This is a genomic window from Pantoea sp. PNA 03-3 (assembly GCF_003201175.1).
GTDB classification, from domain to species: Bacteria; Pseudomonadota; Gammaproteobacteria; order Enterobacterales; family Enterobacteriaceae; genus Pantoea; species Pantoea stewartii.
In genome coordinates this window covers 229,604-255,235 of sequence record NZ_QICO01000005.1, presented here as the reverse complement: position 1 = coordinate 255,235, position 25,632 = coordinate 229,604, and the positions used below count along the sequence as shown (strand labels likewise).

Sequence of the window (25,632 nt, the reverse complement as noted above, 5' to 3'; positions counted from 1 at the left end):
AGTTACTGGCCTCTTATAGCTTTCACTTCCTTCTCTTCCGTTAACCTCGCTGACTGGCTGCGAAAGCTATAGGTCGTCCCATTTAAGTCGTATGAGGAAAATATGGATACTAACCATTCATCGTCAACCAGGCCAAAAAAGCATTTCTGGAATAAAAGGCCAAAAAAACTCACTGTTGATGATATTACCGTTATTGATAATGACATGCTGAAGCGGGCAGTAGGGGCCGCGGCATTAGGCAATGCCATGGAGTGGTTCGACTTCGGGGTTTACAGCTATCTGGCGGTGATCATCGGTAAGGTTTTCTTTCCCGATGCCAATAACGCGATTCAGCTTATCGCCACCTTTGGTACTTTTGCGGCCGCCTTTTTAGTGCGTCCACTGGGTGGGATGGTCTTTGGTCCACTTGGCGATCGGATTGGACGCCAGAAGGTGTTGGCGATAACGATGATCATGATGTCGATTGGCACGTTTTGTATCGGCATTATCCCTTCTTATGCCTCTATCGGGATCATGGCACCCATCCTCTTGTTGGTTGCCCGCCTGGTGCAGGGGTTCTCAACGGGCGGCGAATACGGCGGTGCAGCCACCTTCATCGCAGAATATTCAACAGACAAACGTCGCGGTTTCATGGGCAGCTTCCTGGAGTTTGGAACGCTTGGCGGTTACCTGCTGGGCGCGTGTCTGGTGACGGTCATGACTTCGGTAATCTCGTCCGAGGCGATGATGTCGTGGGGCTGGCGCGTGCCCTTTTTTATCGCCGCACCGTTGGGCTTGTTCGGCCTGTATGTGCGTCTGAAACTGGAAGAAACGCCGGCCTTCAAACAGCATATGCAAAAGCAGGAGGAACTGGAGCAAAGCAAACCGCGCCTGAGCCTGTTTAAGATGCTAAGTAAGCATCGTGTCCCGATGATGAAATGTATCGGCCTGGTCCTGTTATTTAACGTGTCGAACTATATGCTGACGTCGTATATGCCCAGCTATCTGACCGGCGTGCTGGGTTTACCTGAACTGAGCGGTCTGTTACTGGTCATGGTTGTCATGTTTGTGATGATGCCGCTCACGCTGATGTGGGGCCGCTGGACCGATCGCATTGGGCGCCGCCCGGTGATTGGTTTCGGTGCGGTAGGGCTGATTTTGCTCTCAATCCCCTGCTTTATGTTGATCGGGACACATAATATGTGGGCCGTCTTTGCGGGACTGTTGATTCTGGGCGTGCTCCATACCTGCTTCAGCGGCACAATGCCCTCGACATTACCGGCACTGTTTACCACGGATATTCGTTACAGTGCGCTCGCCATCGGCTTTAATCTGTCTGTATCCTTGTTTGGCGGGACAACCCCGTTACTGACAGCATGGCTGGTCGATACCACGCAGAATACCATGATGCCAGCGTACTATATGATGGTGGCGGGTGTGATTGGATTACTGACGATTCTGACGGTCAGGGAAACCGCCCGTAAGCCGTTAAGCGGTTCATCCCCCGCTGTGGCAACTGAAGCTGAAGCGCATAGCCTGATTAGAAAACTGGATAAAAGCGCAGAACCAGTGCCACCCTCACCAGCCGACGCGAAATAAAGCAAACTCACGAAAAACACCCTGCACATGCAGGGTGTTTTTTTGATCGCATAGCGCGTTAGTCATTGCCGAAACGGGCGACGGTGCTTGCAGCAGCCAGCGCATGCCCTTTAAGTTTACTCAGCAGTTGATCATGCGTTAAACCGGCTTCAAGCGCAGACGGCGGCAGGTCTGTGGCAATAAGCACAAAGTTGTAGTGATGAAGCCCAGATCCCACAGGGGGACAAGGACCATAATAGTGCGCCGTACCCGGTGAATTCTTACCGCCGGTATAGCCTTTCCCCTGCGTCAGTTCGCCCTGAGCAAATGCGCTGCGTTCAGCGGCAATGTTGTACGCCACCATATGCGTAACCCCGAGCCCTTTTGCGCCAACAGGATCGGTCATCAGCAAGGCAAAGCTTTTTGTGCCCGCCGGTGTTTCGGACCAGTTGAGTTCAGGAGAAACATTCTGCCCGGTACAGGCTGGCTTACTTTTATCTGCGCCCGCGAACTTCTTATCCAGCACGCCATTATCACTAAAATCTTTTGACTGCAGCGTCAAAGCCAATGCCGCAGGACTCAAACAAATTAATAGCAGAGAAATCAGTTTATTCACCGGGTACTCCTGTGCGAAACCGTATTAAGAGGAGGTAAGCGTGAGGCACGTTGCCGTAAACAGTATATGTCGCAAAGCCTGGCTGTGCAGACGCATGAGGGGCTATGAAAGCGAGGGCTGTCGTCAGCCTGAAGGCTTACGGTAAGCGCGAGCATGCCGTAACATAATCGCCTGAATTTTCGACGATTTCAGCATGAAATCGCCAGCTCACCTTGTCTGCTCTACGGTTTACCTTCTCAGAAAGGCATTGTTTTTTTATTTACACAAAAGGTCTGATACTTGATCTAAGTCACAAAAAACCGCATGATCGTAACAAATCATGAATCAGGGATAAGGGCTCAAATGACACTTTATCAACACATGTTGGTTTTCTACGGCGTGGTTGCTTTTGTTGCCGCGCTTATTACGTTTTTTATCGCCCGCGACAAACTCAGCATTAAATTACTGAGTGCCTTTCTGGTGGGTGCAACCTGGCCGATGAGTTTCCCCGTCGCCCTTATGTTCGCGTTGTTTTAAGGCCTTTCTCCTGCCCGTGCCGGCTGGCTTTTCCTGATCGCTTTTCTCCCGGCCAGACGTTTCCCTGCACAAGCCTGCGTGATATCGCACCTGTTCCGCGCAGTCTGCTTTACATACGGACGCCATCCTTTTACAGATGGCGCGCGCCCTGCCTGCCGTAATCGGGATGCTTTTACCGCGCCGTTGCCCCCTCCTCCTGAGGTTGTTGTTTTGCCAGCGTACGTGCCAGTATCGTTGAATACAGCGGTGTACCGCCGAAATACTGTGCAGAGAGTGTCGCACCGAGACAGGTAATAATCATCGGCAGGATCAACTGATAATTGTTGGTCATCTCCAGTACCAGAATAATTCCGGTGAGCGGTGCCCGAACAGAAGCGGCAAACAAGGCGCCCATGCCTGCTACGGCAAACGTCGCGGCTTCAAGATGATAGGCTGGGAACAGGTTAACGCACAGTTGCCCCACGCAGGTACCCAGTAAGGTGCCCAGCGTCAGCATGGGGGCGAAAATGCCCCCTGGGGCGCCAGAGGCAAAACACAGTAGCGTGACGACCGCCCGCAATAAAAATAAGGACAGTAAGGCAATCGATGTATAGTTTCCTGCGGTAAAGTCGGGGATGAGCGTAATCCCGCCGGTTACGCCCTGGGGCAATATCAGCCCCAGTAAGCCACATAAGCCGCCCAATAACGCCCCACCCAGGACCCAGCGTGATGTCCGTCCCTGATGCAGCCTTTGAAACAGATCCTGAAGGGTAAATATCAGGCGATTAAAAGCGACGCCACAACCGCCAAATAAAATCCCCAGCAGTAAATATAACCAGAGCGTCTGGATCGGAGCGTCTTTTAACTGACCAATATTGATAATGGGCTGATTACCGTTCAGCGCAAGAAAAACGATGCTTGACGTACTGACGCCCACAAACACGGCTTTAATGGAGATAAGGCTAAAGCGGAACTGCAGGCGCATTTCTTCAATGATAAACAGAATGCCCGCCAGCGGTGCATTAAAGGCTGCGGCCAGACCTGATGCGGCCCCGGTAGCCAAAATAGTGTGGCGGGATTCAGAGGAGCGCATGCGAAAGATATCGAGGCACATGCGCCCGATGTTACCACCAATCTGAACCGTCGGGCCTTCACGACCCAGCACCATGCCAGAACCAATTGCGCCAAGTCCGCCAAAGAATTTAACCGGCAACACGCGCCACCAGCGCACTGGCCTCAGTTCTTCCAGCGCACCTTCGATTTCAGGAATGCCCGAACCGCCTGCTTCCGGCGCAAAGCGCCTGACAAGAAAATAGCCTGTCGCGGCCAGCACGGCGGAAAAAATAAAAGCATAGCAGCCAAGAAGAAAGACATTATTTTCATGCTGGCTCAGCCAGTTGACCCGCGAATGAATCACCCAGCCAACGGCTTTATCAAACGCCACCGCGGTCAGGCCAGTCAGCACACCCACCAGCGCGGCCATCAGCAGCAACGCGGCCGGTGTTTTGTCTCGACGTATAATATATTGCAACAGACGAAGCCGACGAGGCCGAAAAATCCCGTGTCGGTTTGAAACAGAAGCGCGCATGCCTGACCTCAAATATCCTGCTGAAAACTGACGACCCAAATTAAATCGAGAGGTTAGCGCATTTGCAGCATTATTCCTCGCTTTTATTTATCTCTGGATTTTACTACGCCAGCAACGCCTGCTGTTCTGCCGCTCGCTACACGCGAAGAACATGATTTCAGGATGTGCACGGCAATTTTATCCATAAACCATTGATTTGCGCCTGAAGGGCGCTCATCATCCTGCGCCATCATCGCTTATTCTGGAGTGAAACGTGTGACCACGCTGAGTAATGCCTTGCTGGAAGAGGTTCTTGAACAGGTTCGTCCCTTAATTCATCGCGGTAAGGTAGCCGATTATATTCCGGCACTGGCCGACGTCGCTGCCGATCATTTAGGTATTGCCGTCTGTCTGCGTGACGGCACAGTCTTTCGGGCGGGTGATGCTGAAACGCGCTTTTCCATCCAGTCGATTTCTAAAGTCCTCTCCTTAACTGTTGCACTGACGCGCTATGAGGATGCGGAGATCTGGCAACGCGTGGGTAAAGAGCCCTCAGGTCAGCCGTTCAATTCACTGGTTCAGCTTGAACTTGAGCAGGGAAAACCGCGTAATCCTTTTATTAACGCCGGCGCGCTGGTGATCTGTGATTTGCTTGAAACGCGTCTTACAGCACCGCGCCAGCGTATGCTTGAGATTATCCGTCAACTGAGCCAGCAACCTGATATTCAGTACGATCGTCATGTCGCGCGTTCAGAGTTTGAACACTCAGCCCGCAACGCAGCTATCGCCTGGTTAATGAAGTCATTTGGCAATTTTGACAACGACGTGACCAACGTGATGCAGACCTACTTTCACTACTGCTCATTGTCCATGAACTGTATTGAACTGGCCCGCAGTTTTATTTACCTGGCAAACCAGGGAAAAACGCTTGACGGCTCGGCGCTCATCACCTCCCGTCAGGCCCGGCAAATCAATGCCTTGATGATCACCAGTGGCATGTACGATGGGGCGGGTGAATTTGCCTGGCGTGTCGGCATGCCCGCTAAATCGGGCGTTGGTGGTGGTATTATTGCCGTGGTCCCGGGCGAAATGAGTATAGCGGTATGGTCACCCGGGCTGGACAGTGCAGGCAACTCGCTGGCAGGCACTGCCGCGCTGGAGTGCCTGACTGACAGGCTGGGCCGCTCAATATTCTGACTCAGCTGACAACATTTACAGGTCGGTTTTGCTCAAAGCCAGCCAGATTGACCATGATGCCTTGCAACAAATTGTGCATACCACTTTTGCTTGCCCAGGCAATATGCGGCGTGACAAGCAGATTCGGCACATCGGCCTGAAGCAGAGGATGATCGGCTGGCGGCGGCTCACTGCTCAGCACATCCAGTGCCGCTCCGGCTATCGTGCCCTGTTGCAATGCCTCCGCCAAATCAGCTTCATGAATCAGACCGCCACGCGCTGTGTTGATCAACAGCGCATGGGGTTGCATCTTATTCAGGGTTTCACTGTTAATCAGATGCCGGGTTTGTTCGCTCAGGGGACAATGCAGCGAAATCACATCGCTTGCGGCCAGCATCTCGTCAAAACTTACATAGCCCTCACGCACCCTGGTGCTGCCCCTGCGTTCGGCAAAGCACACCTTCATGCCGAGCGCCTGTGCCAGCCTGCCCACGGCGATACCAATGTCTCCTTTTCCCACAATGCCTAATGTTGCCCCCGCAATATCCTGAATCGGTGAACGGTGAAAACAAAAATGAGAAGACGCAGGCCATACTTCACGCGTGAGCGTCGCGTATTCCACTATCTGGCGACGCAACGCAAAAATAAAGGCGATCACGCATTCTGAAACGCTTTGCGTTGAATAGCCGGGGATATTACTCACGACGATTCCACGTTTCCGACACGCCGGAATATCAATGCAATCAAAGCCCGTGGCGGTGACGCAGATATAGCGCAGGTCAGGAAGCTGCGCCAGCGTCGCCGCACGCAGCGGGACTTTATTGGTGATGGCAATGGTTGCACCCTTTAACGCCTCAATAATCTCATTGTCATGCGTTTCTTCACGAAAACACCAGTCGCTGCACCAGTCAGGTTGAGAAGGAGGGACGGGCAGCGTGCCGCCATCAAGCGTTACGATTTTCATGACGTATCCTTTATCACGTTTTGCGGATGAATAATGTTGCTCAAATGTATGGCAGCAGTAACAGATAAGTTATTCTTAATATCTAATTAAGTGAAGGTGTTCAAAAGGTGCTAATTTTTTGGGGCAAAAAGGCATTTCTTTTAACCCTAAACCCTCTGACGCGTTACACTGCCGCCTCTATCGTGTACCCGACTACCGCCGTTCAGATGATTAACGCCACCCATTATAATCGACAACGTTTTACCGCCTGTCTTGCGATACTGGCGGTGCTGCTGTTGTTCATTGCACCGATGGTATCCAAAAATCTGGCTGAAAATCGTGACGCGATGGCGATGTCCGACATGTCGATGCTGGATCAGCATAACGATATGATCATGGCCGACATGCCGATGGGGGATCACCATAGCGATATGGCCATGGGCGATCACAGCATGATGATGAGTGCCTGTGGTTACTGCGATCTGCTGGTCCATATCCCCTTTATGCTGTGGGTGTTTATTCCGTTCATCTGGTTAATGTGTTTAATTAGCCGGGCCCCACCGACTCCCGATACGTTTTGCCCTCTGTTACCGCGCCACAAGCGGGTTTACCGGCAGCGCGCCCCACCATTGCAAATGCGCGCCTCAGCTTAATGTGATCTTTTCTTCTTCGTCATCCACGAAGAAGAAAAGCCCGGTATTCTCGAAATATGGAATCGCTATGCGTGTTTCACAAGAAATAACATCGCCGCCGCGCGGCACGGTACTGAATGTTTTGCGCCGTTTGCATTTTTACATTGGCCTGTTTATTGCTCCGTTTATTTTTATTGCGGCATTAACCGGCACGCTTTATGTCCTGACGCCACAGATAGAAAACGTAATTTATAAAGATGCGTTAACCGCGGAGCCTGTGGGTGCCGCTCAGCCGCTGTCCGCTCAGATTGCTGCGGCGCGGCGATATGTTGGTGATGCGCGGATTTATGCGGTACGGCCTGCGCCCGGCGCTCATGACACCACTCGCGTGCAATTTACGGATGCACAGTCAGGCCCCTCAGAGTCACGCTCTGTTTTCATCGATCCTTATACGCTTCGCGTCAAAGGTGATATGACCGTATACGGCACCAGCGGCGTGTTACCTCTGCGGATGTGGCTTGACCAGATGCATCGTGGACTGCTGCTGGGGGATGTTGGCCGCAACTACAGTGAACTCGCGGCGTCGTGGTTGTGGGTAGCGGCGCTGGGCGGGATCGTGTTGTGGTCTGGTACCCGGCCCCGGCGTCAGGTAAAAACGCGCAAGACGGGTTTTGCACTGACACGATACTGGCATATTACGCTGGGCCTGGTGTTATCTCTGGGGTTGATCTTTTTCTCCGTTACGGGATTGACCTGGTCGCAGTGGGCCGGGAGCAATATTGATAAAATGCGTAGCGATCTTGGCTGGCTGACACCGCAGGTCAGAACGGCATTAAACGGGGCTGCACCCTCTGCGCCTGCCGGTCCCCACGCCGATCATCATCCCGACATGGACGGCATGGTGATGGAGACTTCAATACCGGGTCATCATGCCAGTATGCCCGCCGTATTCAATCAGCCGGACGCGGACTGGGACAGCGTTGAACACGCCGCGCGCCTGGCCGGTTTACACGCTGCCAAAATTGAGCTGCGCCAGCCCAAAAACCCTGACCAGGCCTGGACGGTCAGTGAGATAGATCGTCGCTGGCCGACGCAGGTCGACTCGGTATCCGTAAATCCGCATGACTTCAGCATTGTTGATCACGTTGAGTTTGCCCGTTTCCCGCTGGTCGCAAAACTTACGCGCTGGGGCGTGGATGCGCATATGGGCGTGCTGTTTGGCTTACCCAATCAGTTGCTTCTCGCGTTCTTTGGTTTTGGTTTGTGCGCCATGATCGTGCTCGGCTACCGCATGTGGTGGATTCGACGCCCGGCACTGCCGCAGGCCAATCCAGTGCAAACGCTGCTCGCGGCCTGGCTGGCGTTACCCCGCTATCTTCAGGGCTCAAGCCTGATTCTCGCCCTGGCTCTGGGTTATGCGTTGCCGCTGATGGGCGTCAGTTTAGTGGTCTTTGTGCTGCTGGATCTGCAACGCTGGCGTAAAGCGCAGCGTGCGGTACGCCAGGTGGTCGCTACGCCGGAAGATCAACAATCGCCGCTGGCGATTGTGCAGTCCCGTTTTGCAGTAAAGCGTAAAGAGATGCGCTATTTCCTGCGCAGTGTCGCCATTCTCGCCATTATTGTCGGAACGGTGATGGCTCGCGCCATGGTGAGTGGTGTAATTGAGCAATACAATATTCCGTTCAGCGACTGGACCGCGATGATGTATATCACGCAGGCCTTGATGATTTTGCTTTATACAACAGTGTTTACAGGCTTAATGTCCATTCCGCTCTGGTACTTCTTCCTGGGTGAAAGCGACGAGCAAGGTAAATAAACAATGTCGCCCGCTAAAAGCGGGCGACAGTGCTGTCAGGCATAATAACGTTTTGTCCGTTCAGTGATGATGGATAACATGGGCACGTTGTAGCGCATGTTTAAACTGCCGCACATTCTCGCGTAACCAGTGACGCTGCGTCAAAGGCAGATGCTCCAGCCCCTCAGGCAATGGTACCCCATATAACGCCCCACGATTGCAAAGCGCTCTGACCAGGCTTGTTTGCGAAATACCCAGATAGGTCGCCATTTCGGGTAATGTCATAAACTCTGCATGCATGTTCACCTCCCAACCTGTCGTTAATGCTGCATTTTTGTTCAATTCAGGGCGATTCTTATTGATCTGCGTCATATACACGCATTAAACAGACGAAAGAGGGAGAAAGTTGCTAAGCTGGAAGTTCTCCTGAAGACAACATGAGAAGACCACGTGCAACGTTATGGATTGATGGTGCTTTTTCTTGTTTCCTGTTGGTCTCATGCTCACACATTTACGATGGGCAAACCTGTTCCGGCCGTTTCTGTCGCAGATAAAGGTGAAATGCAGTTACGCAACGGTCAAATTCACTACCAAACCTGGAACAGTCAGTCACTTACAGGAAAAGCCCGTTTACTTATTCATGTGGCTGGCCGGTTATCGGCTAAAGAGCAGTCCGCAGGCCTCATCAGCGCCATTCAGCAGGCCAGTCTGCCGGAAAAGACCTTTCAGACAACCACCATCGTTAATACCGACGATGCGCTGCCGGGCAGCAGTATTTTTGTGGTTAACAGCATTCGCGCCAGTAAAAAAGCGTCGCCGTGGCAGCAGTTCATCATTGACAGCAGTGGCCTTGCCCGCCATCGCTGGCAGCTTAAACCGGGCGGGGCGGCGGCAATTGTTCTTGACGCACAAGGCAATGTGCAATTTGCCAAAGACACTCCCCTGAGCGCGGATGACATTTCGCAGATTATTTCGCTATTACGGGTGCTGACGCGCTGAAGAACGATCCAGGTGATTAAAGCCAGTCCGGCAGAGGGCAGTGACGGAGGTTGATGAATTTCCCCTCTTTTCTTAAAGCTCAACTAGTATTAATTATATGGGTTTAGCCCAATAAAAACTGAAAACCCGAACGGTAAAAAAACGGGTAGCCCTGCCAACGATGCTCTGGCAGTTAAAGTGTCTTTTAAAATGGCATCGCACGTTTTAGCGTTGTCGTAAATGTATCCGTTAATAAGGACAGCCCGAATGACGGTCTGCGCAAAAAAACACGTTCACCTTACTGGCATTTCGGCTGAGCAGTTGCTGGCTGATATTGATAGCCGCCTTGATCAGTTACTGCCGGTTCAGGGTGAGCGGGATTGTGTGGGTGCCGCGATGCGTGAAGGCACGCTGGCACCGGGCAAACGTATTCGTCCGATGCTGCTGTTATTAACAGCGCGCGATCTTGGCTGTGCGATCAGTCACGGGGGATTACTGGATTTAGCCTGCGCGGTTGAAATGGTGCATGCTGCCTCGCTGATTCTGGATGATATGCCCTGCATGGACGATGCGCAGATGCGTCGGGGGCGTCCCACCATTCACACGCAGTACGGTGAACATGTGGCGATTCTGGCGGCGGTCGCTTTACTCAGCAAAGCGTTTGGGGTGATTGCCGAGGCTGAAGGTCTGACGCCGATAGCCAAAACTCGCGCGGTGTCGGAGCTGTCCACTGCGATTGGCATGCAGGGTCTGGTTCAGGGCCAGTTTAAGGACCTCTCGGAAGGCGATAAACCCCGCAGCGCCGATGCCATACTGCTAACCAATCAGTTTAAAACCAGCACGCTGTTTTGCGCTTCAACGCAAATGGCGTCCATTGCGGCCAACGCGTCCTGCGAAGCGCGTGAGAACCTGCATCGTTTCTCGCTCGATCTCGGCCAGGCCTTTCAGTTGCTTGACGATCTTACCGATGGCATGACCGATACCGGCAAAGACATCAATCAGGATGCAGGTAAATCAACGCTGGTCAATTTATTAGGCTCAGGCGCGGTCGAAGAACGCCTGCGACAGCATTTGCGCCTGGCCAGTGAACACCTTTCCGCGGCATGCCAAAACGGCCATTCCACCACCCAACTTTTTATTCAGGCCTGGTTTGACAAAAAACTCGCTGCCGTCAGTTAAGGATGCTGCATGAGCCATTTTGCGGTGATCGCACCGCCCTTTTTCAGCCATGTTCGCGCTCTGCAAAACCTTGCTCAGGAATTAGTGGCCCGCGGTCATCGTGTTACGTTTTTTCAGCAACATGACTGCAAAGCGCTGGTAACGGGCAGCGATATCGGATTCCAGACCGTCGGACTGCAAACGCATCCTCCCGGTTCCTTATCGCACCTGCTGCACCTGGCCGCGCACCCGCTCGGACCCTCGATGTTACGACTGATCAATGAAATGGCACGTACCAGCGATATGCTTTGCCGGGAACTGCCCGCCGCTTTTCATGCGTTGCAGATAGAGGGCGTGATCGTTGATCAAATGGAGCCGGCAGGTGCAGTAATCGCAGAAGCGTCAGGCCTGCCGTTTGTTTCGGTGGCCTGCGCGCTGCCGCTCAACCGCGAACCGGGTTTGCCTCTGGCGGTGATGCCTTTCGAATACGGCACCAGCGATGCGGCTCGGGAACGCTATACCACCAGCGAAAAAATTTATGACTGGCTGATGCGACGTCACGATCGTGTGATCGCGCATCATGCCTGCAGAATGGGTTTAGCCCCGCGTGAAAAACTGCATCACTGCTTTTCTCCACTGGCACAAATCAGCCAGTTGATCCCCGAACTGGATTTTCCCCGCAAAGCGCTGCCCGACTGCTTTCATGCGGTTGGACCGTTACGGCAACCTCAGGGGAGGCCGGGGTCATCAACTTCTTATTTTCCGTCCCCGGACAAACCCCGTATTTTTGCCTCGCTGGGCACCCTGCAGGGGCATCGTTATGGCCTGTTCAGGACCATCGCCAAAGCCTGCGAAGAAGTGGATGCGCAGTTACTGTTGGCACACTGTGGCGGCCTCTCAGCCACGCAGGCAGGTGAACTGGCCCGGGGCGGGGACATTCAGGTTGTGGATTTTGCCGATCAATCCGCAGCACTTTCACAGGCACAGTTGGCAATCACACATGGTGGGATGAATACGGTACTGGATGCTATTGCTTCCCGCACACCGCTACTGGCGCTGCCGCTGGCATTTGATCAACCTGGCGTGGCATCACGAATTGTTTATCATGGCATCGGCAAGCGTGCGTCTCGATTTACCACCAGCCATGCGCTGGCGCGGCAGATTCGATCGCTGCTGACTAACACCGATTACCCGCAGCGTATGACAAAAATTCAGGCCGCATTGCGTCTGGCAGGCGGCACACCAGCCGCCGCCGATATTGTTGAACAGGCGATGCGGACCTGTCAGCCAGTACTCAGTGGGCAGGATTATGCAACCGCACTATGATCTCATTCTGGTCGGTGCCGGTCTGGCTAACGGCCTTATCGCGCTCCGGCTTCAGCAACAGCATCCGGATATGCGGATCTTGCTTATTGAGGCGGGTCCTGAGGCGGGAGGGAACCATACCTGGTCCTTTCACGAAGAGGATTTAACGCTGAACCAGCATCGCTGGATAGCGCCGCTTGTGGTCCATCACTGGCCCGACTACCAGGTTCGTTTCCCCCAACGCCGTCGCCATGTGAACAGTGGCTACTACTGCGTGACCTCCCGGCATTTCGCCGGGATACTCCGGCAACAGTTTGGACAACATTTATGGCTGCATACCGCGGTTTCAGCCGTTCATGCTGAATCGGTCCAGTTAGCGGATGGCCGGATTATTCATGCCAGTACAGTGATCGACGGACGGGGTTACACGCCTGATTCTGCACTACGCGTAGGATTCCAGGCATTTATCGGTCAGGAGTGGCAACTGAGCGCGCCGCATGGTTTATCGTCACCGATTATCATGGATGCGACGGTCGATCAGCAAAATGGCTACCGCTTTGTTTATACCCTGCCGCTTTCCGCAACCGCACTGCTGATCGAAGACACACACTACATTGACAAGGCTAATCTTCAGGCCGAACGGGCGCGTCAGAACATTCGCGATTATGCTGCGCGACAGGGTTGGCCGTTACAGACGTTGCTGCGGGAAGAACAGGGTGCATTGCCCATTACGTTAACGGGCGATAATCGTCAGTTTTGGCAACAGCAACCACAAGCCTGTAGCGGATTACGCGCCGGGCTGTTTCATCCGACAACCGGCTACTCCCTACCGCTCGCGGTGGCACTCGCCGATCGTCTCAGCGCGCTGGATGTGTTTACCTCTTCCTCTGTTCACCAGACGATTGCTCACTTCGCCCAGCAACGTTGGCAGCAACAGGGGTTTTTCCGCATGCTGAATCGCATGTTGTTTTTAGCCGGACCGGCCGAGTCACGCTGGCGTGTGATGCAGCGTTTCTATGGCTTACCCGAGGATTTGATTGCCCGCTTTTATGCGGGAAAACTCACCGTGACCGATCGGCTACGCATTCTGAGCGGCAAGCCGCCCGTTCCCGTTTTCGCGGCATTGCAGGCAATTATGACGACTCATCGTTGAAGAGCGACTACATGAAACCAACTACGGTAATTGGTGCGGGCTTTGGTGGCCTGGCACTGGCAATTCGTTTACAGGCCGCAGGTATTCCTGTTTTGCTGCTTGAGCAGCGCGACAAGCCGGGTGGCCGGGCTTATGTTTATCAGGAGCAGGGCTTTACTTTTGATGCAGGCCCTACCGTTATCACCGATCCCAGCGCGATTGAAGAACTGTTTGCTCTGGCCGGTAAACAGCTTAAGGATTACGTCGAGCTGTTGCCGGTCACGCCGTTTTATCGCCTGTGCTGGGAGTCCGGCAAGGTCTTCAATTACGATAACGACCAGGCCCAGTTAGAAGCGCAGATACAGCAGTTTAATCCGCGCGATGTTGCGGGTTATCGAGCATTCCTTGACTATTCGCGTGCCGTATTCAATGAGGGCTATCTGAAGCTCGGCACTGTGCCTTTTTTATCGTTCAAAGACATGCTTCGGGCCGCACCCCAGCTGGCAAAGCTGCAGGCCTGGCGCAGCGTTTACAGTAAAGTTGCCGGCTACATTGAGGATGAGCATCTTCGGCAGGCGTTTTCTTTTCACTCGCTCTTAGTGGGGGGGAATCCGTTTGCAACCTCGTCCATTTATACGCTGATTCACGCGTTAGAACGGGAATGGGGCGTCTGGTTTCCACGCGGTGGCACCGGTGCGCTGGTCAATGGCATGATCAAGCTGTTTCAGGATCTGGGCGGCGAAGTCGTGCTTAACGCCCGGGTCAGTCATATGGAAACCGTTGGGGACAAGATTCAGGCCGTGCAGTTGGAAGACGGCAGACGGTTTGAAACCTGCGCGGTGGCGTCGAACGCTGATGTTGTACATACCTATCGCGATCTGCTGTCTCAGCATCCCGCAGCCGCTAAGCAGGCGAAAAAACTGCAATCCAAGCGTATGAGTAACTCACTGTTTGTACTCTATTTTGGTCTCAACCATCATCACGATCAGCTCGCCCATCATACCGTCTGTTTTGGGCCACGCTACCGTGAACTGATTCACGAAATTTTTAACCATGATGGTCTGGCTGAGGATTTTTCGCTTTATTTACACGCACCTTGTGTCACGGATCCGTCACTGGCACCGGAAGGGTGCGGCAGCTATTATGTGCTGGCGCCTGTTCCACACTTAGGCACGGCGAACCTCGACTGGGCGGTAGAAGGACCCCGACTGCGCGATCGTATTTTTGACTACCTTGAGCAACATTACATGCCTGGCTTGCGAAGCCAGTTGGTGACGCACCGTATGTTTACGCCGTTCGATTTCCGCGACGAGCTCAATGCCTGGCAAGGTTCGGCCTTCTCGGTTGAACCTATTCTGACCCAGAGCGCCTGGTTCCGACCACATAACCGCGATAAGCACATTGATAATCTTTATCTGGTTGGCGCAGGCACCCATCCCGGCGCGGGCATTCCCGGCGTAATCGGCTCGGCGAAGGCGACGGCAGGCTTAATGCTGGAGGACCTGATTTGACGAATACGTCATTACTGAATCATGCCGTCGAAACCATGGCGGTTGGCTCGAAAAGCTTTGCGACTGCATCGACACTTTTCGACGCCAAAACCCGTCGCAGCGTGCTGATGCTTTACGCATGGTGCCGCCACTGCGACGACGTCATTGACGATCAAACACTGGGCTTTCATGCCGACCAGCCCTCTTCGCAGATGCCTGAGCAGCGCCTGCAGCAGCTTGAAATGAAAACGCGTCAGGCCTACGCCGGTTCGCAAATGCACGAGCCCGCTTTTGCCGCGTTTCAGGAAGTCGCGATGGCGCATGATATCGCTCCCGCCTACGCGTTCGACCATCTGGAAGGTTTTGCCATGGATGTGCGCGAAACGCGCTACCTGACACTGGACGATACGCTGCGTTATTGCTATCACGTCGCCGGTGTTGTGGGCCTGATGATGGCGCAAATTATGGGCGTTCGCGATAACGCCACGCTCGATCGCGCCTGCGATCTCGGGCTGGCTTTCCAGTTGACCAACATTGCGCGTGATATTGTCGACGATGCTCAGGTGGGCCGCTGTTATCTGCCTGAAAGCTGGCTGGAACAGGAAGGACTGACGAAAGCGAATTATGCTGCGCCAGAAAACCGGCAGGCCTTAAGCCGTATCGCCGGGCGACTGGTACGGGAAGCGGAACCCTATTACGTGTCATCGATGGCCGGTCTGGCACAATTACCCTTACGCTCGGCCTGGGCCATCGCGACAGCGAAGCAGGTGTACCGTAAAATTGGCGTGAAAGTTGAACAGGCCGGTAAGCAGGCCTGGGATCATCGCCAGTCCACGTCCACCGCCGAAAAATTAACGCTTTTGCTGACGGCATCCGGTCAGGCAGTTACTTCCCGGATGAAGACGTATCCACCCCGTCCTGCTCATCTCTGGCAGCGCCCGATCTAGCCGCATGCCTTTCTCTCAGCGTCGCCTGAAGTTTAGATAACGGTGGCGCGTACAGAAAACCAAAGGACACGCAGCCCTCTTTTCCCCTTACAGCATGATGCATGCGGTGGGCCATGTATAACCGTTTCAGGTAGCCTTTGCGCGGTATGTAGCGGAACGGCCAGCGCTGGTGTACCAGTCCGTCGTGGACCATAAAATACAGTAAGCCATAAGCGGTCATGCCTGCGCCAATCCACTGGAGCGGCCAGATTCCTGTACTGCCGAAGTAAATCAGGGCAATCGACACAATAGCGAATACCACGGCATAGAGATCGTTAACTTCAAATGCGCCTTTACGCGGTTCATGATGTGAAAGATGCCAGCCCCAACCCCAGCCGTGCATGATGTATTTATGTGCCAGTGCAGCAACCACTTCCATGCCGACCACGGTGATAAACACGATCAGGGCATTCCAAATCCACAACATAATCTCTCCAGTACAGACGTCCGGCATCAAGCGTGAGGAGTTAATTTTAACAGAGATTAGCCCGTCTACTTACGGGAAAGAGAAAAGGCGCGCCAGAAAGGCGCGCCTGGCATCAGAAATCCGCCTTCAGAACCACGCGGTAATTGGCTTTACCCGCGCGTACGTGCGCCAGCGCATCGTTAATTTTGGACATTGGGAAGTACTCTACCGTCGGGGCGATATCCGCACGACCAGCCAGCTTCAGCAGTGAACGTAACTGAGCCGGAGAGCCTGTTGACGAGCCAGTAACGGCACGGTCGCCCAGAATCAGACTAAAAGCCGGGACATCGAAAGGTTTCAGCACCGCGCCGACCGTATGGAACTTGCCGCGAGGAGCCAGTGCCGCAAAGTACGGCTGCCAGTCAAGATCGACCGCGACAGTGCTGATAATCAGATCGAACTGACCGGCCAGCGCTTTCAGCGCCTCGGGATCGCGACTGTTCACCACATGGTCTGCCCCCATGTCGAGGATAGCCTGCTTTTTGCTTTCAGATGAACTGAACGCCGTTACTTCCGCCCCCATGGCATGCAGGATTTTAATGGCGATATGACCCAGTCCACCAATTCCGATCACACCAACCCGGCTCATCGCCGTGATGTTGTGCATCAGCAGAGGCTTAAATACCGTGATACCGCCGCAGAGCAGTGGGCCTGCCGTGGCAGGATCCAGTTTTTCCGGCAGCGGAATGACCCATTGCCAGTTAGCACGCAGCTTCTCAGCGAAACCGCCGTGGTTGCCGATGGTCGTCGTCGTACCCTGTGCACAGTTAACGTGATCGCCACTAATGCAGGGATCGCAGTGCTGGCAGCTCTTGGCCGTCCAGCCAATGCCCACGCGCTGACCGACTTTCAGCCCTTTATTTTTTGCACTGTCGCCCAGTGCGGCTACGCGTCCGATGACCTCATGGCCAGCAACCACGGGATAAGCCGAGATTCCCCACTCGTTATCGATCATCGACAGGTCGGAGTGACAGACACCACAATACTCAACCTCGACTTCAACATCTTCAGCGTCCAACGGGCCGGGATCATAGTCGTAACGCTCCAGCGCTTGTCCCGCCTGCATGGCTGCGTAACTCTTAATTGTCATTCTGTACCTCTTTTAACGCGTTGATTTGGCAGTCAGCGTATTCGCAACGGTCACGAACTGACCACCGCCAAGATGATGTAATGTATGGAGCGCGGGATCCACGGCCTCGAAATGCCAGCGGCCGTCATAAAATACCCGGCTGTCAGCCGCCGCAGTGATCACCTCACCAAACAGCGTGTCATAGGCCTGTTGCGCTTCCGTTTCAGGCAGCAGACGGCACTCCATCCACGCGACACAGCTCTCTTCCAGCAACGGCACGCCATAGTGCGGACTTTCGTGTGCCTGAATAGCGAAGTCGGCAAACTTGTCCTGATCGCGCCCGGACGTGCTGCCCACCGCATAAGCCATATCCACAAAACCCGCCGCCGGTACACAAATGCCAAATGCCCCGCTGGCTTCAATGATCTCACGTGACAATGTGGATTTATCCACAACGATAGCCATTCTTGCTGGTGTGAACTCAACGGGTACCGACCAGGCTGCGGCCATGATGTTGCGGCGCTTTGACTGACTGTCGCGACTGGTAATTAACACCGTGGGACCGTGATTAAGCAGACGGCTTGCGTGTTCCAGCGCTACCGGACGAAAATGCGACATGCAGTGTTCCTCAGACCTGAACCAGGCATAAATAACGCGACTGAACCCCAATATCAGGGAATAAAGCGCGTTACCTTAGCGGCTTTTATTTCGCTTCAGTTTGCCGCTTTGTGCCTTAACGTTAAAAATAATGTTTAATATCATGATTTAACATTGATGAAATCTGATAGTGCTGGCCTTTAAAGCGAAACCGCCGGATAGCTAATTCTAGTTTGGTTTGGTTTGATGTGGGAGAAATGAGATTAATCCTTATCAGTTTAAAATAAGGTCTGCACTGGCAGAACCTGGCTAAGTTTGTCACAGTCATTGAAGCCAACTTTCATGCTTTACAACAGGAGCCGCTATGAACACTGAAACACTACGGGCAGAACCGCTTACCTGGGGTCATGGGCCTCATCTTTTTGAAGTTTTTATCGAGCCCACCTGCCCTTTCTCCGTTCGGGCTTTCAATAAGCTGGATGCGCTCCTGAGCCTGGTCGGAGAAGATAAGATGACGCTTAAAGTCCATCTTCAGTCCCAGCCCTGGCATATGTATTCCGGGGTTATTGTGCGCTATATTCTTGCCGCCTCAGTACAAGGTAAAGCGGCGGCTAAAGCCGTCCTCCAGGCGGTGGCCGATCACCGCGAAGCGTTTGAGTTCACTGACCACTGCCGTGGTCCTAACATGGACACCACGCCTAACCAACTCCTGGCACGGCTCAGGGATTACAGCGGCGTTGATGCTTATGCGGCTTTCGATCGCCCTGACTTACAAAATCTGGTGAAATGGCACTGTAAGTATGCCCGTCAGAACGGGATTCATGTCTCGCCAACCTTCATGATTAATGGTCTGGTCCAGCCCGATATCGGCAGCGGCGATTCGGTTGAACAGTGGGCAGAACGCCTTCTGGCCTGATATTCTCCTGCGATGCACACAAACTGAGTGGATAACCCATAAACGGACGTAATATTCCCATGACAATGAATGTGGAACAAATAAAGGCTAAATATCCTGGCGCACTGTCGTGGTCATTTGGCGATTCACCTGCGCTGGCGAATGAACTGGCGACCCTGGTCCTGACCGGGAAGAAAATTGCCACCTGCAGCTCACTGCAGGGCTGGTACGATGACGACGTCATGCCGCTGCCTGGCGGTTACAACATTATTTTAGATGGCGAGAAAAAACCGCTGTGCGTCGTCAGAACGACCGGGCTTTTTCTGACGCGCTTTGATCGCGTCACGCCGGAAATGGCCATGATGGAAGGAGAAGGCGACCTGAGTCTTGAATACTGGCAGCGTGAACATCAACGCTTCTTCCAGCGCAACGGCGGATTCAGTCCCGAAATGGAGCTGATCTTTGAAACCTTCCAGCTGGTGGAAGTCATCTGACTAACCGCCCGTTCGTATTACATCCGAACGGGCGGTTTCATTCCGGGGCAGCAGGCCGAATCAACGGTGCAGCGCCATTGACCATCACGGTCACGGCGAAACACATAGGTGGCGCGCCGGGTCGTTTCAACATGGTTTTCCTGCTGACAGGGATAACGCAGCACGGTTTCCATGATCACCAGCGCCGTTTCCCCCCTCAGTGACCGCCATTCTGCCCTGCTCAACCACACGCTTATCCTGAACAATGGCCTTAAAAGCACGACGCATGGCGGCTTTGCGCGTTACCGTCATTCCCGGCTTTATCATCAGGCAGGCATCCTATGCATAGTGCTGCATCAATGCGTCGTAATCACGGGAAGTCATCGCCCTGTCGCATCGTCTGATAACCTGTAAAACAGGTAGCTCATTCATCAGCTCTTCCGCACACATTGCGGGTATGTTAAGTATATGCTTACCGATGTTAAAAGGAGTTAATCATGTTTAGTCATATGGTTGTTGGTACAGACGATATTGAACAGGCTAAAAAATTCTATGACGCCATTTTTGCCGTAATAGCGTGTGAAGAGCAGGGAATTGATGCCATAGGCCGCCCTTTTTATTCGAAAAATAACCAGCGTTTTATTGTCACTAAGCCCATTAATGGTCAACCCGCCACCTTTGCCAATGGCGGAACCATTGGCTTTGCGATGCCCTCATCTGACGCCGTCTTCCGCTGGCATCAGCAGGGTCTCGAAAACGGCGGAACCTCGGCTGAATCCCCACCGCATATCAGAGAAACCGATGGTCGCTGTGTCGCTTATCTCAGAGATCCCACCGGTAACAAGCTGTGTGCTTTTTACAATCCGTCATAGTGTATGATCGGTTCTGTGCACGCAGCGAAAAAGCCTTGTAAACGGAGAGCCGTTGGATATTAATCTCGCTGGCTTTCTGCCTGCACTGTTGCCGATTGCGCTGTCACCTGGGGCGAGTTTCACTCTGGCGATGAACAGTGCACTTACATCAGGCTACAGAGGCTTGTTTAAAACACTGTTCGGCACTGCGCTGGGTATTTACACGCACGCGCTGCTGATTGGACTGGGGCTGTCGACGGCGCTGGTGGCGTCATCCACACTGTTCACCTGGCTAAAGATAGTGGGGGGCGTTTATTTACTGTGGCTTGGCGGACTGCTGTTTATCACCGGGATAAAGACAAAAACCTTTACGCTGAACGCCATGGACAGCGCGGTGACGATAAAAGGCGCCTGGCTGGCCAACGTCATTAACCCTAAAGCTATCCTGTTCTACCTGACGGTGGTTTCCCAGTTTACAGGCGACAGAACCGATTTGGCTGCCTTCCTGAGCCTGGCCACCGTACACATTGTAGTGATGTGTCTCTGGCTCACGCTTATCAGCCAGCTACTGGTTTTTTCAGCGCAAAGCGTGAATCCCGTTGTTCTGAAACGCTATGTAAACATGGCAGGGGGCCTTTTGCTGATAGTGATTGCCGTACACAACCTGGTATCCTGATCGTCAGCTCAACGCGGTCATCATAACTTTCATTCATATCGGAAGGCAGAGGGAAACAGATGGTAGCCGTTCAGCAATGGTATAAAGACGATTATCTGATCACGACAGATCGCGCAAGGATGGATATTGAGGCGATTCATCGCTATCTCACCCGCTCAACATGGGCAGCCGGTATTGATGGAGAAACCGTGGCCCTGTCGGTAGAGAACAGCTTAAATTTTGGCCTTTTTCATCATCAACAGCAGATCGGATTTGCCCGCTTTGTTACTGATTACGCCACCTTTGCCTATTTATGTGATGTCTACGTGCTGGAAGAGTATCAGGGCGCAGGTCTGGGAGGTTGGCTGATTACCTGCTGTCAGTCCCATCCCATCGTGGATAAACTTCGCAGGATGCTACTGTTCACCTCAACCGCGCCATGGCTATATAAAAAGTTCGGTTACGAGCCCGTCAACCGGCCCGATTACGCCTGGACGATTACCCGACCCGATATCTATCAGGCCCGTCGTTCAGACCGGGCCTGATAAGCCTGCTTTTCCGTCAGATTTAGCGGTCGGCGATGATGGCCAGCCGCTCACAGCCACGCGCCTCCAGTGCCTGCGCGGCCTGAGCGGCACGCATGCCGCTGGCGCAGACCAGAACAATGCGCTTATCCGCGGGCGGCTGCCAGCAGGCAATATCCTGTGGCAGTAGCCTCTCAGCATTCGTGCTGACGCTCACGGGGGCTTCATCCATCCCACGTAGCTCCACCACGCAGTCGTCTGGCGTCAACAAGGCAGGGTCAATAAACGGAATCCCGGGTTTTTCCGGTTCCGGTGCCGCGTCAAAGCGGAACTGACGCAGTTGCCATGACACAAAATCACAGTTAATCATGCACCCTAACGGTGACGGCGACAGCGTTAGCAGTATGCTGAGCGCCATCTGAGCCTGCATTGCGCCTAAGGTGGCGACCGCCGGGCCTAAAACCCCCGCAGTGTTGCAGTTGCCTGATGCTTTGGGTAAACGGGGAAACAGCGCGCGATAGCTGGGCGCTCCGCCGCAGAATCCGCCAACATAGCCTTGTCTTCCCAGCACTGAGGCACTCACCAGGGGAATTCGTCGGGCATAGCAGTTGTCGGAGAGCAGATAGGTCACTGCAAAATTGTCTGCGGCGTCAATGACCAAATCAATCCCTGCCATTGCCGTATCGATAATGCTGGCACGCAGGGCATCAACATGCGGCTCGATGAGTATGTCAGGATTGCGTTGCGCCAGCGCACGCTGCGCGCAGAAAACCTTGGGCTCGCCAATGTCGGCAACGGTAAACAACGTCTGGCGATGCAAATTATGCAGCGTCACGACATCATGATCATACAGCCGGATATAGCCCACGCCGGCACCTGCGAGCAGGGGCAACAGGGTTGACGCGAGTCCACCCGCGCCCACGACCAGAACGCGGGCTGCAGCCAGCGCCTGCTGCCCCTCATCCCCGACTTCGGGCAACATAGTCTGTCGTTGATATCGCGACATTTTCGCTCCTTAACTGAACTGCGCCAGACCAAAAACGGGCGTGGAGGCGACCGCCATATCCCGACGTTCCATCATGCCGGCCAACCGCGCCTGATGTCCTGACTGAATGGCACTGGCAAACGCTCCCGCCATGCGTACCGGATCGTGGGATTTCGCGACGGCGGTATTCAGCAACACGGCATCAAAGCCCAGCTCCATCGCCTGCGCCGCCTGGCTGGGAGCACCGATCCCTGCGTCAATGATCAGCGGAACGTCTTTAAACCAGGCACGCATGGTGCGTAAACCGTCAATATTGCGTAGCCCCTGCCCCGAGCCAATGGGCGCGCCCCAGGGCATCAGCACCTGACAGCCCGCTTCCAGCAGTTTTTCGCCCACAATCAGATCTTCTGTGGTGTAAGGAAAAACATGAAAACCTTCGGCACATAAAATACGGGCGGCCTCCACCAGGGCGAAAGGATCCGGTTGCAGGGTATCCGCGTGCCCGATCACTTCCAGTTTGATCCACGGCGTGGCAAACAGTTCGCGCGCCATATGCGCCGTCGTGACGGCTTCCCTGACGGTATGGCAACCCGCCGTATTGGGTAACACGCGCTTATTCAGCGTTTTCAGTAAATCGCGAAAGGCCCCACCCTGACTTCCTTCCCGACGCAGACTGACCGTGATGATATCCGCACCGGAGGCCACAACAGCCTGCTGAAGAATATCCGGTGAGGGATAACCGGCCGTGCCCAGTAAAAAACGGGAGTCGCCCGTGTAGTCGTAAAACATGATTAACCTCCCTGCATTGGCGACAGCACTTCCAGACGGCAGTTGGCCTCAAGCAACTGTGAGGCATAGCGCTCTCTGGGAACAAAGGTTCCATCGAGGGCACTGGCCACACAGCCAGCGTCAATGCCCTGCTCTTCTAACAACTCCGCAAGCGTCCCGGCTTTCGTCTCTATAGCACGACCATTTAGTTCGATTCGCATAGTAGTCTCTCTGTTGCAAGTTGATGCATGAGCTTTTCGGCCATAACCGGTGCCAGCAAAAAGCCATGGCGATACATGCCGTTAATGGAAAAGACACCGTTTTCATAACGCACGTCGGGCAGGTTGTCGTGATAAGCAGGACGTAACCCCGTCCCGCTTTCGATAATGCGCGCTTCGGCAAGCGCAGGATGAATGCTGTAAGCAGCGCTCAGCAGCTCCATCATGGCACGCGCGCTGATGGGGCTGGTATCCTGACTCTCAACCATGGTGGCCCCGAGCATAAAGTGCCCCTGCGCCCGGGGAACCAGATAGCAAGGAAAACGGGGATGCAGCAGGCGTAAAGGTCGGGAAAACGTGATCTCATCCGTTTGCAGTATTAGCATTTCGCCCCGCACCGCACGCAAGGCTGGCTGTGCCTCACGCGCATGAATACCGCGGCAATCAATAATGCGTCCGCTGGGCTTGCCAGCGTGAATACTGACGCCCGCGCTGACCAGACGTGCACGTAACTGTTGCATTGCCTGACGCGGATCGAGATGCGCTTCAGCCGGGAAAAATAATCCCCGGGCGAAGCGGTTTTCCAGCGCGGGTTCGATGTCACCTGGCGCAACCCACTGATGCGCTAGGGTCATGCTGGCAAACCGGGTAAGTTCGGCGCTGTCACGCGGTGGCGTGAGCACGAGTGTGCCCTGCTGTTCAACGCCACTTACGCGGGCTGCCCACCACGCTGCAGCGTGCTGTCCCCATTCAACGACCTGCTGAGGCGCACTTTCTGCCTCACACCAGGGGGCCAGCATGCCGCCAGCCCAGTAGGACGCCGCCTGACAATTCGGTCGTGTAATGACTTCAACCTTCTCGCCGTGTTCGGCCAGTAACGTCGCGATACAGAGTCCGGATACACCGCTGCCCAGCACTGACCAGCGGCTCATTGTCCGCCATCCTGATGGGGTAAAAACGGAATAAGGATAGTCACATTGGCCTCTCTGTTAGCTCTCAGAGACCCGCGATACAAGAAGGGAAAAAGCACAAGCCTGACAGAAACAGGCTCTGCGGCAAGCATCTACGCGATGCGCAGATGCCCGTCTTCCTACGCCAGTATCAACTGGGTCAGGTTCTAAGGGTCGCTAAGCCGCGCATGGCGCTATTAGCCTCTCAGTCTCTCTGGCGAGACTCCCCTGACGGGTTCTAGTTGTATTTTAAGCGACGCTGTTCGTCAAGGCTGACACGCAATTTATCGCCGGGTCCGGCAAGATAAATAGCGCATTCAGGGTACACCCATATAGCGCAACAACGCCGTCATGCAGGCCGCGCTCAGAATAATGAAAATCAGCGGAGCTCTACGCCAGGCAAGGAACAGGGCAAACCCGACGCCCAGCACTCTGGCCATCCCTGCAAAATGCTGGCCTTCAAACAGCGTGGTGGTTGCCGCAACCGCAAGCAGCAGTACAGTGGCAGCATCGGATAACATGTTTTGGGTTCGTTCACTGACGGGCAGACGATTGCCGAGTTTAACACCCGCGAAACGGATGGCGTAGGTGCCAGCAGCCAGCAACGCAATACCTGCAATAATCATGGCGTGATTCATTTGCGCGATCTCCATGTAAAGAGGCCCAGCAAGGAAAACAATACGGGCATACCGGCAGGTACGAAAGGCGTGACCACCAGCGACAAAAACGCACCAGTCATAGCAGGAATGCGGGTGCGCGCTTTGCGTAAGGCAGGAAAGATCAGCGCAATCAGGATCGCGGGAAAGACCGCATCCAGGCCGATAGCAGACACATTCGGAATAAACTGCCCTATCGCCGCGCCAGCCATTACGGTCACAGGCCAGATCACGCCAATACTGATGCCGCATATCCAGAATGCCTGGCGACGTTGCGCCAGCGTAGGCTGGGAAATGCCAAACACGACACTTTCGTCATTCATGATGTGGCATCCTAGCAGACCCCGTCTGCCCTGACCGACCAAATCCTTGACAGTGATGCCAAAGGGAAGATGACGCGCATTGACCAACAGCCCCGCCGCTGCCGCCGTGAGAGGACTGCCACCGCCCGCCACGATACCGATAAACAGGAACTCCGACGCCCCCGCCAGCACCAGCGTCGATAACGCCAGCGGCACCCAAAACGGAAAACCCTCTGCAAGAGCGAGCGAACCATATGACAGGCCAACAATGCCATCGGCAAGACAGACAAGGAAAATGGCTTTTATCACGCCCTTGTCCAGCGTCTCTTTTTTATCCAGCATCACGATTAGATCCCATAACGAACGATATACCCATTATAATGAACGGACCGC

The 25,632-nt window shown here is 54.1% G+C and carries 30 protein-coding genes, 1 pseudogene and 1 riboswitch; of the genes and pseudogenes, 16 read left to right on the top strand and 15 right to left on the bottom strand.

From position 1 onward, the window contains the following. Positions 1-102: 102 nt before the first annotated feature. Complete coding sequence (gene proP, locus C7433_RS15985; protein WP_054687877.1) at positions 103-1,578, top strand: glycine betaine/L-proline transporter ProP; 1,476 nt, start codon at positions 103-105, stop codon at positions 1,576-1,578. Positions 1,579-1,636: 58 nt separating this feature from the next. Here proP and C7433_RS15980 read toward each other — a convergent pair whose 3' ends face one another. Next, positions 1,637-2,173 carry a YbhB/YbcL family Raf kinase inhibitor-like protein gene (locus C7433_RS15980; RefSeq protein ID WP_006122060.1) on the bottom strand — a complete coding sequence of 179 codons (537 nt, stop codon included), beginning with the start codon at positions 2,171-2,173 and terminating at the stop codon, positions 1,637-1,639. Positions 2,174-2,515: 342 nt separating this feature from the next. Here C7433_RS15980 and C7433_RS15975 point away from each other — a divergent pair, with 342 nt between their 5' ends. Beyond that, positions 2,516-2,689, top strand: a complete 174-nt coding sequence (locus tag C7433_RS15975) for a GhoT/OrtT family toxin (protein ID WP_006122059.1) — start codon at positions 2,516-2,518, stop codon at positions 2,687-2,689. A gap of 172 nt (positions 2,690-2,861) precedes the next feature. On the opposite strand, the gene clcA is transcribed toward C7433_RS15975, so the two are convergent. Continuing rightward, complete coding sequence (clcA, locus tag C7433_RS15970; protein ID WP_033742298.1) at positions 2,862-4,256, bottom strand: H(+)/Cl(-) exchange transporter ClcA; 1,395 nt, start codon at positions 4,254-4,256, stop codon at positions 2,862-2,864. 83 nt (positions 4,257-4,339) lie between these two features. Further along, positions 4,340-4,489, bottom strand: a complete 150-nt coding sequence (locus C7433_RS23650) for a hypothetical protein (RefSeq protein ID WP_155489655.1) — start codon at positions 4,487-4,489, stop codon at positions 4,340-4,342. Positions 4,490-4,511: 22 nt separating this feature from the next. On the opposite strand from C7433_RS23650, the gene glsB reads away from it, so the two are divergent. Next, positions 4,512-5,432 carry a glutaminase B gene (glsB, locus tag C7433_RS15965; protein WP_110268536.1) on the top strand — a complete coding sequence of 307 codons (921 nt, stop codon included), beginning with the start codon at positions 4,512-4,514 and terminating at the stop codon, positions 5,430-5,432. A gap of 1 nt (position 5,433) precedes the next feature. On the opposite strand, the gene C7433_RS15960 is transcribed toward glsB, so the two are convergent. Next, positions 5,434-6,375, bottom strand: coding sequence for a D-2-hydroxyacid dehydrogenase (locus C7433_RS15960; protein ID WP_110268535.1), 942 nt, complete (start codon positions 6,373-6,375; stop codon positions 5,434-5,436). Between the two features lie 206 nt (positions 6,376-6,581). Here C7433_RS15960 and C7433_RS15955 point away from each other — a divergent pair, with 206 nt between their 5' ends. Next, positions 6,582-7,007 carry a DUF2946 domain-containing protein gene (locus tag C7433_RS15955; RefSeq protein ID WP_006122055.1) on the top strand — a complete coding sequence of 142 codons (426 nt, stop codon included), beginning with the start codon at positions 6,582-6,584 and terminating at the stop codon, positions 7,005-7,007. Positions 7,008-7,074: 67 nt separating this feature from the next. Next, positions 7,075-8,802, top strand: coding sequence for a DUF2534 family protein (locus tag C7433_RS15950; protein ID WP_110268534.1), 1,728 nt, complete (start codon positions 7,075-7,077; stop codon positions 8,800-8,802). A gap of 60 nt (positions 8,803-8,862) precedes the next feature. Here C7433_RS15950 and C7433_RS15945 read toward each other — a convergent pair whose 3' ends face one another. Further along, positions 8,863-9,153: a hypothetical protein gene (locus C7433_RS15945; RefSeq protein ID WP_369974386.1), complete on the bottom strand. Its 291-nt coding sequence runs from the start codon at positions 9,151-9,153 to the stop codon at positions 8,863-8,865. Between the two features lie 96 nt (positions 9,154-9,249). Here C7433_RS15945 and C7433_RS15940 point away from each other — a divergent pair, with 96 nt between their 5' ends. The 6 genes from C7433_RS15940 to crtB all read left to right on the top strand — a co-directional run bounded on the left by C7433_RS15940 (position 9,250) and on the right by crtB (position 15,791). After that, positions 9,250-9,780 carry a YtfJ family protein gene (locus C7433_RS15940; RefSeq protein WP_110268533.1) on the top strand — a complete coding sequence of 177 codons (531 nt, stop codon included), beginning with the start codon at positions 9,250-9,252 and terminating at the stop codon, positions 9,778-9,780. A gap of 246 nt (positions 9,781-10,026) precedes the next feature. Continuing rightward, the gene (locus C7433_RS15935; protein WP_033742307.1) at positions 10,027-10,938 is read left to right on the top strand and encodes a polyprenyl synthetase family protein; all 912 of its coding nucleotides are present in this window, start codon (positions 10,027-10,029) and stop codon (positions 10,936-10,938) included. Positions 10,939-10,947: 9 nt separating this feature from the next. After that, a complete protein-coding gene (locus tag C7433_RS15930) occupies positions 10,948-12,243 on the top strand; it encodes a glycosyltransferase (RefSeq protein ID WP_033742308.1) in 1,296 nt (431 codons plus the stop codon). Next, positions 12,227-13,375: a lycopene beta-cyclase CrtY gene (gene crtY / locus C7433_RS15925; protein ID WP_006122049.1), complete on the top strand. Its 1,149-nt coding sequence runs from the start codon at positions 12,227-12,229 to the stop codon at positions 13,373-13,375. Before C7433_RS15930 ends, crtY begins: the two co-directional genes overlap by 17 nt. 11 nt (positions 13,376-13,386) lie before the next feature. Further along, complete coding sequence (locus C7433_RS15920; RefSeq protein WP_006122048.1) at positions 13,387-14,865, top strand: phytoene desaturase; 1,479 nt, start codon at positions 13,387-13,389, stop codon at positions 14,863-14,865. Beyond that, positions 14,862-15,791, top strand: coding sequence for a 15-cis-phytoene synthase CrtB (gene crtB / locus C7433_RS15915; protein WP_039339600.1), 930 nt, complete (start codon positions 14,862-14,864; stop codon positions 15,789-15,791). Before C7433_RS15920 ends, crtB begins: the two co-directional genes overlap by 4 nt. Here the strand turns inward: crtB and C7433_RS15910 are convergent. From C7433_RS15910 to C7433_RS15900, 3 genes are all read right to left on the bottom strand, one after another. Further along, complete coding sequence (locus C7433_RS15910; RefSeq protein ID WP_033742309.1) at positions 15,730-16,257, bottom strand: sterol desaturase family protein; 528 nt, start codon at positions 16,255-16,257, stop codon at positions 15,730-15,732. The two genes, crtB and C7433_RS15910, sit on opposite strands and share 62 nt — an antisense overlap. A 112-nt stretch (positions 16,258-16,369) precedes the next feature. Next, positions 16,370-17,386 carry an NAD(P)-dependent alcohol dehydrogenase gene (locus C7433_RS15905; protein WP_006122045.1) on the bottom strand — a complete coding sequence of 339 codons (1,017 nt, stop codon included), beginning with the start codon at positions 17,384-17,386 and terminating at the stop codon, positions 16,370-16,372. Between the two features lie 12 nt (positions 17,387-17,398). Continuing rightward, the gene (locus tag C7433_RS15900; protein ID WP_058702484.1) at positions 17,399-17,983 is read right to left on the bottom strand and encodes a flavin reductase family protein; all 585 of its coding nucleotides are present in this window, start codon (positions 17,981-17,983) and stop codon (positions 17,399-17,401) included. Between the two features lie 343 nt (positions 17,984-18,326). Here C7433_RS15900 and C7433_RS15895 point away from each other — a divergent pair, with 343 nt between their 5' ends. Both C7433_RS15895 and C7433_RS15890 read left to right on the top strand, forming a co-directional pair. Then, on the top strand, positions 18,327-18,878 hold the full coding sequence (locus C7433_RS15895) for a thioredoxin domain-containing protein (protein ID WP_110268532.1): 552 nt from the start codon (positions 18,327-18,329) through the stop codon (positions 18,876-18,878). Positions 18,879-18,937: 59 nt separating this feature from the next. After that, complete coding sequence (locus tag C7433_RS15890; RefSeq protein ID WP_110268531.1) at positions 18,938-19,351, top strand: ASCH domain-containing protein; 414 nt, start codon at positions 18,938-18,940, stop codon at positions 19,349-19,351. A 17-nt stretch (positions 19,352-19,368) separates the two neighbouring features. Here the strand turns inward: C7433_RS15890 and C7433_RS15885 are convergent. Continuing rightward, a pseudogene (locus C7433_RS15885) lies at positions 19,369-19,762 on the bottom strand (nuclear transport factor 2 family protein). Positions 19,763-19,827: 65 nt separating this feature from the next. Here C7433_RS15885 and C7433_RS15880 point away from each other — a divergent pair. The 3 genes from C7433_RS15880 to C7433_RS15870 are packed head-to-tail and all read left to right on the top strand — an operon-like array spanning position 19,828 to position 21,381. Further along, the gene (locus tag C7433_RS15880; RefSeq protein WP_006122041.1) at positions 19,828-20,202 is read left to right on the top strand and encodes a VOC family protein; all 375 of its coding nucleotides are present in this window, start codon (positions 19,828-19,830) and stop codon (positions 20,200-20,202) included. Positions 20,203-20,254: 52 nt separating this feature from the next. Continuing rightward, positions 20,255-20,857 (top strand): LysE family translocator, encoded by a 603-nt coding sequence (locus C7433_RS15875; RefSeq protein ID WP_054634070.1) that lies wholly within the window; start codon positions 20,255-20,257, stop codon positions 20,855-20,857. A gap of 59 nt (positions 20,858-20,916) precedes the next feature. After that, positions 20,917-21,381, top strand: a complete 465-nt coding sequence (locus C7433_RS15870) for a GNAT family N-acetyltransferase (RefSeq protein WP_006122039.1) — start codon at positions 20,917-20,919, stop codon at positions 21,379-21,381. Between the two features lie 22 nt (positions 21,382-21,403). Here C7433_RS15870 and C7433_RS15865 read toward each other — a convergent pair whose 3' ends face one another. The 6 genes from C7433_RS15865 to C7433_RS15840 all read right to left on the bottom strand — a co-directional run bounded on the left by C7433_RS15865 (position 21,404) and on the right by C7433_RS15840 (position 25,581). Further along, entirely contained in the window at positions 21,404-22,366 is a 963-nt protein-coding gene (locus C7433_RS15865; protein WP_110268530.1) for a HesA/MoeB/ThiF family protein, read from the bottom strand. Positions 22,367-22,375: 9 nt separating this feature from the next. Then, the gene (locus C7433_RS15860) at positions 22,376-23,134 is read right to left on the bottom strand and encodes a thiazole synthase (protein ID WP_033742314.1); all 759 of its coding nucleotides are present in this window, start codon (positions 23,132-23,134) and stop codon (positions 22,376-22,378) included. A 2-nt stretch (positions 23,135-23,136) separates the two neighbouring features. Next, entirely contained in the window at positions 23,137-23,334 is a 198-nt protein-coding gene (thiS, locus tag C7433_RS15855) for a sulfur carrier protein ThiS (protein WP_006122036.1), read from the bottom strand. After that, a complete protein-coding gene (locus C7433_RS15850) occupies positions 23,319-24,263 on the bottom strand; it encodes an FAD-dependent oxidoreductase (protein WP_054634067.1) in 945 nt (314 codons plus the stop codon). The genes thiS and C7433_RS15850 overlap by 16 nt, the downstream gene beginning before the upstream one ends. A 138-nt stretch (positions 24,264-24,401) precedes the next feature. After that, positions 24,402-24,521: riboswitch (TPP riboswitch) on the bottom strand. Between the two features lie 77 nt (positions 24,522-24,598). Then, positions 24,599-24,919 carry an AzlD domain-containing protein gene (locus tag C7433_RS15845; RefSeq protein ID WP_039339579.1) on the bottom strand — a complete coding sequence of 107 codons (321 nt, stop codon included), beginning with the start codon at positions 24,917-24,919 and terminating at the stop codon, positions 24,599-24,601. Continuing rightward, a complete protein-coding gene (locus tag C7433_RS15840; protein WP_039339577.1) occupies positions 24,916-25,581 on the bottom strand; it encodes an AzlC family ABC transporter permease in 666 nt (221 codons plus the stop codon). The genes C7433_RS15845 and C7433_RS15840 overlap by 4 nt, the downstream gene beginning before the upstream one ends. Positions 25,582-25,632: the final 51 nt, after the last annotated feature.

Bases quoted from the DNA above. Each gene is read 5' to 3' on its own strand.
- proP (WP_054687877.1), top strand. From the start codon at position 103: ATGGATACTAACCATTCATCGTCAACCAGGCCAAAAAAGCATTTCTGG.
- C7433_RS15975 (WP_006122059.1), top strand. From the start codon at position 2,516: ATGACACTTTATCAACACATGTTGGTTTTCTACGGCGTGGTTGCTTTT.
- clcA (WP_033742298.1), bottom strand. From the start codon at position 4,256: ATGCGCGCTTCTGTTTCAAACCGACACGGGATTTTTCGGCCTCGTCGG.
- C7433_RS23650 (WP_155489655.1), bottom strand. From the start codon at position 4,489: ATGATGGCGCAGGATGATGAGCGCCCTTCAGGCGCAAATCAATGGTTT.
- C7433_RS15960 (WP_110268535.1), bottom strand. From the start codon at position 6,375: ATGAAAATCGTAACGCTTGATGGCGGCACGCTGCCCGTCCCTCCTTCT.
- C7433_RS15955 (WP_006122055.1), top strand. From the start codon at position 6,582: ATGATTAACGCCACCCATTATAATCGACAACGTTTTACCGCCTGTCTT.
- C7433_RS15950 (WP_110268534.1), top strand. From the start codon at position 7,075: ATGCGTGTTTCACAAGAAATAACATCGCCGCCGCGCGGCACGGTACTG.
- C7433_RS15945 (WP_369974386.1), bottom strand. From the start codon at position 9,153: ATGACGCAGATCAATAAGAATCGCCCTGAATTGAACAAAAATGCAGCA.
- C7433_RS15940 (WP_110268533.1), top strand. From the start codon at position 9,250: ATGGTGCTTTTTCTTGTTTCCTGTTGGTCTCATGCTCACACATTTACG.
- C7433_RS15935 (WP_033742307.1), top strand. From the start codon at position 10,027: ATGACGGTCTGCGCAAAAAAACACGTTCACCTTACTGGCATTTCGGCT.
- C7433_RS15930 (WP_033742308.1), top strand. From the start codon at position 10,948: ATGAGCCATTTTGCGGTGATCGCACCGCCCTTTTTCAGCCATGTTCGC.
- crtY (WP_006122049.1), top strand. From the start codon at position 12,227: ATGCAACCGCACTATGATCTCATTCTGGTCGGTGCCGGTCTGGCTAAC.
- C7433_RS15920 (WP_006122048.1), top strand. From the start codon at position 13,387: ATGAAACCAACTACGGTAATTGGTGCGGGCTTTGGTGGCCTGGCACTG.
- C7433_RS15910 (WP_033742309.1), bottom strand. From the start codon at position 16,257: ATGTTGTGGATTTGGAATGCCCTGATCGTGTTTATCACCGTGGTCGGC.
- C7433_RS15905 (WP_006122045.1), bottom strand. From the start codon at position 17,386: ATGACAATTAAGAGTTACGCAGCCATGCAGGCGGGACAAGCGCTGGAG.
- C7433_RS15900 (WP_058702484.1), bottom strand. From the start codon at position 17,983: ATGTCGCATTTTCGTCCGGTAGCGCTGGAACACGCAAGCCGTCTGCTT.
- C7433_RS15895 (WP_110268532.1), top strand. From the start codon at position 18,327: ATGAACACTGAAACACTACGGGCAGAACCGCTTACCTGGGGTCATGGG.
- C7433_RS15890 (WP_110268531.1), top strand. From the start codon at position 18,938: ATGACAATGAATGTGGAACAAATAAAGGCTAAATATCCTGGCGCACTG.
- C7433_RS15880 (WP_006122041.1), top strand. From the start codon at position 19,828: ATGTTTAGTCATATGGTTGTTGGTACAGACGATATTGAACAGGCTAAA.
- C7433_RS15870 (WP_006122039.1), top strand. From the start codon at position 20,917: ATGGTAGCCGTTCAGCAATGGTATAAAGACGATTATCTGATCACGACA.
- C7433_RS15865 (WP_110268530.1), bottom strand. From the start codon at position 22,366: ATGTCGCGATATCAACGACAGACTATGTTGCCCGAAGTCGGGGATGAG.
- C7433_RS15860 (WP_033742314.1), bottom strand. From the start codon at position 23,134: ATGTTTTACGACTACACGGGCGACTCCCGTTTTTTACTGGGCACGGCC.
- thiS (WP_006122036.1), bottom strand. From the start codon at position 23,334: ATGCGAATCGAACTAAATGGTCGTGCTATAGAGACGAAAGCCGGGACG.
- C7433_RS15850 (WP_054634067.1), bottom strand. From the start codon at position 24,263: ATGAGCCGCTGGTCAGTGCTGGGCAGCGGTGTATCCGGACTCTGTATC.
- C7433_RS15845 (WP_039339579.1), bottom strand. From the start codon at position 24,919: ATGAATCACGCCATGATTATTGCAGGTATTGCGTTGCTGGCTGCTGGC.
- C7433_RS15840 (WP_039339577.1), bottom strand. From the start codon at position 25,581: ATGCTGGATAAAAAAGAGACGCTGGACAAGGGCGTGATAAAAGCCATT.